This is a genomic window from Falsiroseomonas sp. RANM36 (genome assembly GCF_056682175.1).
The window spans coordinates 89637-99784 of the sequence record NZ_JBWXTD010000003.1 but is presented as its reverse complement, the minus strand read 5'-3'; the positions used below and the strand labels follow the sequence as shown (position 1 = coordinate 99784).

General features: G+C 70.2%; 9 protein-coding genes. 3 read left to right on the top strand and 6 right to left on the bottom strand.

Features of this window, described 5'->3' with window-relative positions; all coding sequences use genetic code 11:
- The 5 genes from ppdK to AC1MIR_RS05390 form a co-directional block, all read right to left on the bottom strand.
- Positions 1–2832 (bottom strand): pyruvate, phosphate dikinase (ppdK, locus tag AC1MIR_RS05410; RefSeq protein ID WP_480027163.1); only part of this gene is annotated, 2832 nt, incomplete at its 3' end.
- 65 nt (positions 2833–2897) lie between these two features.
- Complete coding sequence (glyS, locus tag AC1MIR_RS05405) at positions 2898–5048, bottom strand: glycine--tRNA ligase subunit beta (RefSeq protein WP_480027162.1); 2151 nt, start codon at positions 5046–5048, stop codon at positions 2898–2900.
- Between the two features lie 3 nt (positions 5049–5051).
- On the bottom strand, positions 5052–5444 hold the full coding sequence (locus AC1MIR_RS05400) for a type II toxin-antitoxin system VapC family toxin (RefSeq protein ID WP_480027161.1): 393 nt from the start codon (positions 5442–5444) through the stop codon (positions 5052–5054).
- Entirely contained in the window at positions 5441–5704 is a 264-nt protein-coding gene (locus AC1MIR_RS05395) for a type II toxin-antitoxin system VapB family antitoxin (protein WP_480027160.1), read from the bottom strand. Before AC1MIR_RS05395 ends, AC1MIR_RS05400 begins: the two co-directional genes overlap by 4 nt.
- Before the next feature lie 58 nt (positions 5705–5762).
- Complete coding sequence (locus AC1MIR_RS05390; protein ID WP_480027159.1) at positions 5763–6629, bottom strand: glycine--tRNA ligase subunit alpha; 867 nt, start codon at positions 6627–6629, stop codon at positions 5763–5765.
- Positions 6630–6683: 54 nt separating this feature from the next.
- Here AC1MIR_RS05390 and AC1MIR_RS05385 point away from each other — a divergent pair, with 54 nt between their 5' ends.
- A complete protein-coding gene (locus AC1MIR_RS05385) occupies positions 6684–7109 on the top strand; it encodes a ketosteroid isomerase-related protein (protein WP_480027158.1) in 426 nt (141 codons plus the stop codon).
- Positions 7110–7175: 66 nt separating this feature from the next.
- Here AC1MIR_RS05385 and AC1MIR_RS05380 read toward each other — a convergent pair whose 3' ends face one another.
- Positions 7176–7988 (bottom strand): S49 family peptidase, encoded by an 813-nt coding sequence (locus AC1MIR_RS05380; protein ID WP_480027157.1) that lies wholly within the window; start codon positions 7986–7988, stop codon positions 7176–7178.
- A gap of 78 nt (positions 7989–8066) precedes the next feature.
- Between AC1MIR_RS05380 and AC1MIR_RS05375 the strand changes: the two genes are divergently transcribed.
- Both AC1MIR_RS05375 and AC1MIR_RS05370 read left to right on the top strand, forming a co-directional pair.
- Positions 8067–9278 carry an FAD-dependent oxidoreductase gene (locus tag AC1MIR_RS05375; RefSeq protein ID WP_480027156.1) on the top strand — a complete coding sequence of 404 codons (1212 nt, stop codon included), beginning with the start codon at positions 8067–8069 and terminating at the stop codon, positions 9276–9278.
- A 145-nt stretch (positions 9279–9423) separates the two neighbouring features.
- Complete coding sequence (locus AC1MIR_RS05370; protein ID WP_480027155.1) at positions 9424–10092, top strand: isochorismatase family protein; 669 nt, start codon at positions 9424–9426, stop codon at positions 10090–10092.
- Positions 10093–10148: the final 56 nt, after the last annotated feature.

Genomic DNA, 10148 nt, shown 5'->3' with positions numbered 1-10148 from the left:
AGCGCGGCATCCTGCACCAGCAGCCGCGCGAAGAGCAGGCGCTGAAACTGCCCCGCCGACATCGCGCCCACCGCCCGCCCGCCGAAGCCGCCGAGCCCCCCCGCCTCCAGCGCCGCCTCGGCCCGCGCCGGGTCGTCCGCCGGGGCCGCGCGGCAGGCGCCGAGCCGCGGCCCCCGGCCCGGGCGGGGCCCGCGCGGCCTGGGCGGCCGCGAGGCGTGCGATGGGCACGCGGTAGGGCGAGCAGGAGACGTAGTCGAGGCCGGCCTTGCCGCAGAAGTGGATCGAGGCCGGGTCGCCGCCGTGTTCGCCGCAGATGCCGAGCTTGAGGTCCGGCTTCACCTTGCGGCCCTTGTCGGTGGCGATCTCGACCAGGAAGCCGACGCCGTCCACGTCGATGGAGACGAAGGGGTCCTTCGGCAGGATGCCCTTTTCCACGTAGTGCGGCAGGAACTTGCCGGCGTCGTCGCGCGACAGGCCGAACACCGTCTGCGTCAGGTCGTTGGTGCCGAAGCTGAAGAAGTCCGCGCTTTCGGCGATGGCGTCGGCGGTCAGCGCGGCGCGCGGCAGCTCGATCATGGTGCCGACCAGGTATTCGATGTGGTAGCCGGTCTCGGCGAAGACCTCCTGCGCGACCTTGTCCACCAGCGCGCGCAGGATCTCCAGTTCGCGGCGGGTCATCACCAGCGGGATCATGATCTCCGGCACGGGCGCCTTGTGGGTTTCCTTGCCGATGGCGACCGCGGCCTCGAAGATGGCGCGGGCCTGCATCTCGTAGATCTCGGGGAAGGTGATGCCGAGGCGGCAGCCGCGATGGCCGAGCATCGGGTTGGCTTCCGAGAGTTCCGTCACGCGGCGCTGCATCGCCGCGACGTCGGTGCCGAGATCGGCCGCGACCTCTGCGATCTCCTCCGCGCTGTGGGGCAGGAATTCGTGCAGCGGCGGGTCGAGCAGGCGGATGGTGACGGGCAGGCCCGCCATGATGCGGAACAGGTCCACGAAGTCCTGGCGCTGGAAGGGCAGCAGGCGGGAGAGGGCGGCGCGGCGGCCGGTCTCCGTCTCCGCCATGATCATCTGCCGCACGGCGCCGATGCGCGTGGGATCGAAGAACATGTGTTCGGTGCGGCAGAGACCGATGCCCTCCGCGCCGAACTTGCGGGCCGTCTCGGCATCCAGCGGGGTTTCGGCGTTGGTGCGCACCTTCAGCTTGCGCACGGAATCGGCCCATTCCATCAGCGTCGCGAAATCGCCCGACAGCTTCGGCTCGATCATCGCGACGGCGCCCCGGAAGACCTCGCCGGTCGCGCCGTCGAGGGTGATGGTCTCGCCGGCCTGCACGCGCTGGCCGCCGGCGGTGAGCACCTGCTGCGCGTAGTCCACCGTGATGGAGCCGGCGCCGGCCACGCAGGGGCGGCCCATGCCGCGCGCGACCACGGCGGCGTGGCTGGTCATGCCGCCGCGCGTGGTGAGGATGCCCTTCGCGGCGTGCATGCCGTGGATGTCCTCGGGGCTCGTCTCGATGCGCACGAGGATCACGGCCTCGCCCTTCGCCGCGCGCGCTTCCGCCTCGTCGGCGGAGAACACGACGACGCCGCAGGCCGCGCCGGGGGAGGCGGGCAGGCCCTTGGCCAGCGACTTGCGCGGCGCCTTGGGATCGAGCGTCGGGTGCAGCAGCTGGTCCAGCGCCTTCGGGTCCACGCGCTGCACCGCCTCGGCCTGGTCGATCAGGCCTTCGCGCGCCATGTCCACGGCGATCTTGAGCGAGGCGGCGGCGGTGCGCTTCCCGTTGCGCGTCTGCAGCATGTAGAGCTTGTTCTGCTGCACCGTGAACTCGATGTCCTGCATGTCGCGGTAGTGCTTCTCGAGCTTCGCGCGGACCTCGACGAGCTCGGCATACGCCTTGGGCATCGCCACTTCCATGCTGCGCTCGCCGGGCTTGGCGCGGGCTTCCGCCATCGGCTGCGGCGTGCGGATGCCGGCCACCACGTCCTCGCCCTGGGCGTTGATCAGGTATTCGCCGTAGAAGAAGTTCTCGCCCGTGCTGGGATCGCGCGTGAAGCAGACGCCGGTGGCGCAGTCGTCGCCCATGTTGCCGAAGACCATGGCCTGGACATTGACCGCGGTGCCCCAGTCGGCCGGGATGTCGTGCAGGCGGCGATAGGTGTTGGCGCGCGGGTTCATCCAGCTGCCGAACACCGCGCCGATCGCGCCCCAGAGCTGCGCGTGCGGGTCCTGCGGGAAGGGCTTGCCGGTGACTTCCTCCACCATGTCCTTGTAGCCGGCGACGACGCGGTGCCAGTCGGTCGCGCCGAGCTCCGTGTCCTCCGTCGCGCCCTTGTCGAGCTTCACATGCTCGATGATCTCCTCGAAGCGGTGGTGGTCCACGCCGAGCACGACGGAGCCGTACATCTGGATGAAGCGGCGGTAGCTGTCCCAGGCGAAGCGCGCATCGCCGGAGGCGGCGGCGAGCCCGTCCACGGTCGCGTCGTTCAGGCCGAGGTTCAGCACCGTGTCCATCATGCCCGGCATGGAGACGCGCGCGCCGGAGCGGACGGAGACGAGCAGCGGCTTGTGGGTGTCGCCGAACTTCGCGCCGACGGCGTCCTCCACCAGCGTCAGCGCGTCGCTCACCTGGTGGCGCAGATCCTCGGGGTAGGTGTGCTTGTGGGCGTAGTAGTAGGTGCAGACCTCGGTGGTGACGGTGAAGCCGGGCGGCACGGGCAGGCCGATGCTCGCCATCTCCGCCAGGTTCGCCCCCTTGCCGCCGAGCAGGTTGCGCATGTCCGCGCGGCCTTCGTTGTGGCCGGCCCCGAAGCTGTACACCCACTTGGTCATGCGGCGTCTCTCCTGATGAACTGCTTCATCCCCCGCATGCGGGGGGAGGGTCGGGGCCGGGGCGCCTACCCCTCGATCCTGGAAAAGTCGGCCACGCTGTCCATGGCGGTTCGCAGCCGGTTGAGCAAGCGCAGACGGTTCTGGCGGAGTTCCTTTTCGGGCGCATTGACCGTCACGCGGTCGAAGAAGGCGTCCACCGGGCCGCGCAGCGCGGCCAGCGCGGCCATGGCGTCCGCGTACCGTTCGGCGTTCAGCGCGGCCTGCGCGGCGGGTTCGGCGGCATCGAGCGCGGCGGCAAGGGCCTGTTCCTCGGGCAGCGCGAGAAGGGCAGGGTCCACCGCGCCGGTGTGGGGACCGTCCTTCTTCTCCTCGATGCGCAGAATATTCGCGGCGCGCTTGTAGGCGGCGAGCAGGTTCCGCCCTGTCTCGGACTCGACGAGATCCTTCAGGGCATCGGCGCGTGCGAGCAGGCGCAGCAGATCGTCCTCGCCGGCGGTGAAGGCGGCGGCGACGACATCGTGCCGTGCGCCCTCCGCCCGGAGCTGCACGCGCAGGCGCTCGGCGAGGAAGTCCACCAGGCCGGCCGCGAAGGCCGCGACCATCGGCGGATGCGCGCTGCCGGCCGGCGGCCTCCAGCCCGCGTTCAGCTTCTCCTGCGCGACGGCCATGCCGAATTCCGGCGCGGGCGAGACGCCGACCGCCTGGGGGAAGCCGAAGAAGGCCTCCGCGAAGGCGTCGGCAAGGCGCAGGCGCAGGCCGTTCTCGCGGATGATGCGGATGATGCCGAGCGCCGCGCGACGCAGTGCGAAGGGATCGCCGCTGCCGGTCGGGCGCTCATCGGCGGCGAAGAAGCCGGCGAGCGTGTCGAGCTTGTCGGCCAGCGCGACCGCGATCGCGGTCGGCTCGGAAGGCACCGCATCGCCCGGGCCGAGCGGGCGATACTGCGTGCCGATCGCGTCCGCGACCCGAACATCCTCGCCGCCAGCCTTCGCGTAGTAGCGGCCCATCACGCCCTGCAGCTCCGGGAACTCGCCCACCATGCCGGAGGCGAGGTCCGCCTTGGCAAGCTGTGCCGCGCGCGCCGCGAGGTTCGCATCCGCACCGACATGCGGGGCAAGCCAACGCGCCAGGCGTTCCAGCCGCGCCACGCGCTGCCCCTGCGTACCGAGCTTCGCGTGGAACACGACCTCATCCAGCTTGGGGAGGAAATCCTCAAGCTTCTGCTTGCGGTCCTGGTCCCAGAAGAAGCGCGCATCCGAGAGGCGTGCGCGCAGCACGCGCTCGTTGCCGGCCACCAGCGCGGCGCCGCCGTCACTCGCGGAAATATTCGCCACCACGCCGAAGAAGGGCGCAGCGGCGCCGTCCGGCCTGACGACGGAAAAATAGCGCTGGTTCACGCGCATCGTGGTGCGCATCAGCTCGGGCGGCAGGTCCATGAAGGCGTCGTCGATGCGGCCGAGCAGCGGCACCGGCCATTCCACCAGCCCCGCCACTTCCTCCAGCAACCCGCGATCCGGCACCACGCGCACGCCTTGCGCGGCAGCCAGCGCGTTCAGCCCGTCCTCGATGATTTTCATGCGTTCCGCGGCGTCGAGCACAACGCGGCGGTGCAGCAGTTCCGCTTCGTAGCTGGCGAAGGAAAAGACGGTGACCTCGCCTGGCGCCATCACCCGATGGCCTTCGGTGAGGTTCGTGCTGCGCAGCCCGTGCGCATCGTCCTCGCCCTGCCGGAGGTCGAAGGGCACCACCTCGCCGTCGAGCAGGCACAGGATGCGCTGCAACGGGCGCACCCAGGTGAGGCTGCCGCCGGTGCCCCAGCGCATGGATTTCGGCCAGGCGAAGCCGCGGATCAGCTTCGGCATCTCGCGCGCGATCAGGTCGCGCGCCGCCAGCGTCTCGCCGGGCTTGTCCAGCACCCAGAAGCCGTTGCGCTCAACCAGCGCCGATCTCTCGGCGCCATGCTTCTTGAGGAAGCCGGCCAGCGCCGCCTCCGGCGCGCCCACCCGCGGCCCGCGTTCCTCCTTGCCTTCGGTCGTGACCTCCGCGCGCAGCGTCGCCGTCAGCGCGATACGCCGCGGCCCGCAAAAGGCGCGCGGCGCGCCCTGCATCACCGGCGCCAGCGCCGCGGCAACAACTCGGCAAAAATCCTCGGCGCCGCGCGCCTGCATGCGCGCGGGAATTTCCTCGCTGAACAGTTCGAGCAGGAGTTCGGGCATGCGCTACAGCGCCCTTTTCACATCGGTCTCGGCGAAGTCGTCGCCCTTGAACAGCAACGGCTCGTTCCGCTCGATCGCGAGCGCATAGGCGAAGAAGTCGCCGAGATTGAGCCCGGCCTTGTGGCGCCCCTTGCCGAAGCGGCGCCAGCCGCTTCGCGCGATCGCGGCGTGCCGGGCCGTCACCTCCGCAATCTCGATCCCTGCGAAATCGAGCAGCGCATCGAGCCGCGCGGCCATCTCTTCGCCGCCACGCCCCTCCGCGACCATGGCCACTTCGATCAGCGTCGCGGCCGACATGGCGAGCCTGTCGCCCGCGGCCCGCATGGCCTCGGCATAGTCCGCCGCGTCATCCTCCATCGCGACGATCGCCATGAGTGCGGAGGTATCGACGATCACTTCGGCAGACCATGCTCGTCGTACAGATCGGAATGGTCGCTGGTGCGCAGATGGGGCGGCATGAGGGCTGCGGTCCGGCGGCCGAGCGCGAGCAACTCCTCCACGAAGCGCTCGTCCGCACGCCGCCGGCGTGCATGCTCCTGCGCAAGACGGTCCCGGACGGCCGCGCGCAACGCACCGGTCGTGCTGGTACCCAGCAATTCCGCCAGCGCCTTCGCTTCCGCGATCAGCGCCTCGTCCTTGATGTTCAACTGGCCCATGGCGCCCTCTTGGTAGAAAGCGCTTTCCATATGGTAGAAACCGGGCTGGCCGGCAAGCTCACGCGGCCTTCTCCCCCGCCAGCCAGGCTTCGCAGCAGCGTTTCGCCAGATTGCGCACGCGGCCGATATAGGCTTGCCGTTCCGCCACGCTGATCGCACCGCGGGCGTCCAGCAGGTTGAAGCGGTGGGACGCCTTGATGCACTGGTCATAGGCCGGCAGCGCCAGGCCGCGCTCCACCAGCGCCGCGCATTCCTTCTCGGCGTCGGCGAAGTGCTGGAACAGCATCGCGGTGTCGGCCGCCTCGAAATTGTGGTGCGAGTATTCCACCTCGGCCCGCTTGAAGACGTCGCCGTATTTGACGCCGCGGCCGTTGAAATCCAGGTCGTAGACGTTCTCGACGCCCTGGATGTACATCGCCAGGCGTTCCAGGCCGTAGGTCAGCTCGCAGCTCGGCACCTCGCAGGGAATGCCGCCGACCTGCTGGAAATAGGTGAACTGCGTCACCTCCATCCCGTCGCACCACACTTCCCAGCCCAGCCCCCAGGCGCCGAGCGTCGGGCTTTCCCAGTCATCCTCGACGAAGCGGATGTCGTGCAGCATCGGGTCGATGCCGAGCGCGCGGTAGCTCTCGATCAGCAGTGTCTGGGGGTCGGGCGGGCTCGGCTTCAGGATCACCTGGTACTGGTAGTAGTGCTGCAGCCGGTTCGGGTTCTCGCCATAGCGGCCATCGGCGGGGCGGCGGCTGGGCTGCACATAGGCCGCCTGCCAGGGCTTCGGGCCGAGCGCGCGCAGCGTGGTCGCCGGATGGAAGGTGCCGGCGCCGACCTCCATGTCGTAGGGCTGCAGGATCAGGCAACCCTGCTCGCCCCAGAAGCGATGGAGCCGCAGGATCATGTCCTGGAAGGAGGGGGGCTTTTCGGGCATCTCGGGGCGCGGAATAGACCAGCCGGGGCCAAGGGCCAACTGCGCCGGGAGGGCATGATGAGCGAAACGACGCCGCGCGCGGCCGCGGAGGCGCTGGTGGGCGCCTATTACGCCGCCTTCAACGCGGGCGACCGGGCCGCGATGTGCGCCCTGCTGGCCGAGGACGTGGCGCATGACGTGAACCAGGGTGGACGCCGGATCGGCCTGCCGGCCTTCCGCGCCTTCATGGCGCAGATGGACGCCGCCTATGAGGAGCGGCTGGAGGACATCGTGGTGATGGCCGACGCCACGGGCACACGCGCCGCGGCGGAGTTCGTGGTCGTGGGAAAATACCTCCGCACCGAGCCCGGCCTGCCGGAAGCCCGCGGCCAGGGCTACCGCCTGCCGGCCGGCGCCTTCCTGGCCATTGCGGACGGGAAGATCACGCGGGTGACCACCTACTACAACCTGCAGGACTGGATCGCGCAGGTTTCGGCGTGACGGCGACGGAGGAGACCGGGATGGATCGCGCAACCTTCGAGGCCGCGCGGCGGGCGCGGGGCTGAGCTACAGCCCGAGCCGCGCCCAGGCCGCGCGTTCCTCGGCCGCGGCCAGCAGCGCATCGGCCGAGAGACCCGGCAGCAGCCGTAGCGGCCAGGGCGGGCGGCGGGCGCCGATCGGGACGACCTTCGCCTTCTCGCCGAAGCGGGCCTTGATCTCGGCCGAGGCCTCGCCGAGGCGGTCCGCGAGGCCGAGCGCCACGGCCTGCTTCCCGGTCCAGAAGCGGCCGGTGAACAACTCCTCCTCGGGGGCCTTCAGCTTGCCGGCGCGGCGGGTGCGGATCCACTCCTTGAAGGTCTCGTGCAATTCGTCGAGCAGGCCGCGCAGGCGCTCCACATCCTCGGGCCGTTCCGGGCGGAAGGGGTCCATGAAGCTCTTGTCGGTGCCGGCGGTGTGCAGGCGGCGCTCCACCCCCCAGCGCGCGAGAGTCTCGGACAGCCCGAAGCCGGCGCTGATCACGCCGATGGAGCCGAGGATGGAGGCCGGGTCGGCCACGATCTCATCCGCCGCGCAGGCCAGCCAGTAGCCGCCCGAGGCCGCCGCATCCTCGACGCAGGCGATCACCGGCACCTTCTTCTCCTCGGCCAGGCGGCGGATGCGCTGCGCGACGAGGCTGGACTGCACCGGCGAGCCGCCGGGGGAGTTCACCACCAGCACGACGGCCGCGAGATGTCGCAAGCCGAAGGCGCGCGCGATCAGGGGGGCCATGCCGGCGGCGGAGATCCCGGAAGGCGTGAAGCCGCCGCTGCGCGCGGCGATCAGGCCGGAGAGGCGAAGCAGCGCGACGCGCGGCGGCCGCGACAGGAAGGGAAGGTTCATGCCGCATAGATGCCGCGGCGGCGGGCCTGGGCAAGACGTCGCGGCCGGGGCATGTTCCGGCCGGATCGGAGTGATGGCATGGACAAGTCACGTCGGGTGATCGTGGCCGGCGCCGGCCCCGCGGGGCTGGTCGCGGCAGCCTACCTCGCCGGGGAGGGAATCCCGGTCACCATCGTCGAGCAGGAACGCGACCTGCCGGACGACCTCCGCGCGTCCACCTTCCATCCGCCGACGCTCGACATGCTCGGCCGCTTCCCGGGCGTGGTGGAGAAGCTGATCGCGCAGGGGCTGATCTGCCCGACCTGGCAGTTCCGCGACCGGCAGACCGGCCCGATCGCCACCTTCGAGATGGCGCGGCTGAAGGACGACACGGCGCATCCCTACCGGCTGCAATGCGAGCAGTGGCGGCTGACGCGGATGCTGCGCGACATCCTGGCCGACAACCCCGAGGTGGAATTCCTCTACGACGCGAAGGCGAGCGAGGTCGCGCAGGACGCCGATGGCGTGACGCTGACGATCGAGCGCCCGGACGGCAGCACGGAACGGCTCGCCGGCGCCTATCTCGTCGGCGCGGATGGCGCGCGCAGCGCGGTGCGGCGCTCGCTCGGCATCGGCTTCGAGGGCATGACGATCCCCGAGACCTACCTGACGCTCTCCACCACCTTCCGCTTCGAGGACCACATCCCCGCCCTGGCGAACATCGCCTACATCTCGGACCCCGAGGAATGGTTCGTGCTGCTGCAGGCGGCGGGGCTGTGGCGCGTACTGCTGCCGACCGCGCCGGAGGAAGCCGCGGACGAGGCGAAGATGCTGGCGCCCGCGCGTATCCAGGAACGGATGCAGGGCGTCTGGCCGAACCCGGCCGGCTACGAGATCCGCCACCGCACCGCCTATCGCGTGCATGAGCGCGTGGCGGACAGCTATGTGAAGGGCCGCATCTTCCTGGCGGGCGACGCGGCGCATATCAACAACCCGCTCGGCGGCATGGGCATGAATGGCGGCGTGCACGACGCCTTCAACCTGGCGCAGAAGCTTTCCGCGGTGTGGCGCGGCGAGGCCGATGCCGCGGTGATGGAGCGCTATTCGCGCCAGCGCCGGAAGGTCGCGCTGGACGTGGTGCAGCAGCAGGCGCTGCGCAACCGCCAGCTGCTGAACCAGCGCGACCCGGCGGTGCGCAAGGCCTATCACGACGAGCTCCGCGGCATCGTCGCCGACCCGGAGAAGCACCGCGCCTATCTGCTGCGGTCCTCGATGATCCAGTCGCTGCGCGATCTGGAGGACGTGGCATGAGAGGCGTGTGCAACAGAGCGGCCAGCTTTGCTGGCCGAGGCCGCGAATGCGGCCCGCGCACAGACCAGCAGCGCCGCCGGGAAGACCAGTCGCCTGCGCGAAGCCAAGGCGGCGGAGCCGCCGCCCGGCGTTTGAGGGCACCATAATGTCCGGCCATCCGGAGGCCGACATCTACCACCGCCAGGGCATGGGCCAGCGCGCCGGGATGGGCACGCGGCCGGCGCTGGTGATCGTGGATTTCGTCAACGGCTTCGCCGATCCCGCGCATTTCGGCGGCGGCAACATCGGCCCCGCCATCGAGCAGACCGTGCAGCTGCTGGCCTTCGCGCGCAGGCATCACTGGCCCGTCGCGCACACCCGCGTGGTCTATGCCGATGACGGCGCGGATGCCGGCGTCTTCACGCGCAAGGCGCCCTCGCTGCTGAAGCTGACGGAGCATGCGCCGCTGTCGCAGATCGTGCCGGAGCTCACGCCGGTGAAGGGCGAGCACATCGTCCGCAAGCAGGGCGCCTCCGGCTTCTTCGCCACCAACCTCGCGATGTGGCTGACGCAGCAGCGCGCGGACACGGTGGTGGTGGCGGGCTGCACCACCTCGGGCTGCGTGCGCGCGACGGTGGTGGATTCGATGCAGCACAATTTCCGCACCATCGTCGCGACCGACTGCGTGGGTGACCGCGCGCTCGGCCCGCATGAGGCGAACCTGTTCGACATGGGCCAGAAATACGCGGACCTGATGACCCGCGCGGAGATCGAGGCGGCCACCGGCGGTTGCGACCACAAATTGAGATTTCTCAAAACAGTTGACAAAGCATGACGGATGGCCTACCCCCTCTGTGCAAGGGCGGATGGTGTCGAAGCACTGCACGGCAG

Excerpts from the sequence above, each read along its gene's own strand:
- glyS (WP_480027162.1), bottom strand. The coding sequence starts at position 5,048 with ATGCCCGAACTCCTGCTCGAACTGTTCAGCGAGGAAATTCCCGCGCGC.
- AC1MIR_RS05395 (WP_480027160.1), bottom strand. The coding sequence starts at position 5,704 with ATGGGCCAGTTGAACATCAAGGACGAGGCGCTGATCGCGGAAGCGAAG.
- AC1MIR_RS05390 (WP_480027159.1), bottom strand. The coding sequence starts at position 6,629 with ATGCCCGAAAAGCCCCCCTCCTTCCAGGACATGATCCTGCGGCTCCAT.
- AC1MIR_RS05385 (WP_480027158.1), top strand. The coding sequence starts at position 6,684 with ATGATGAGCGAAACGACGCCGCGCGCGGCCGCGGAGGCGCTGGTGGGC.
- AC1MIR_RS05380 (WP_480027157.1), bottom strand. The coding sequence starts at position 7,988 with ATGAACCTTCCCTTCCTGTCGCGGCCGCCGCGCGTCGCGCTGCTTCGC.
- AC1MIR_RS05375 (WP_480027156.1), top strand. The coding sequence starts at position 8,067 with ATGGACAAGTCACGTCGGGTGATCGTGGCCGGCGCCGGCCCCGCGGGG.
- AC1MIR_RS05370 (WP_480027155.1), top strand. The coding sequence starts at position 9,424 with ATGTCCGGCCATCCGGAGGCCGACATCTACCACCGCCAGGGCATGGGC.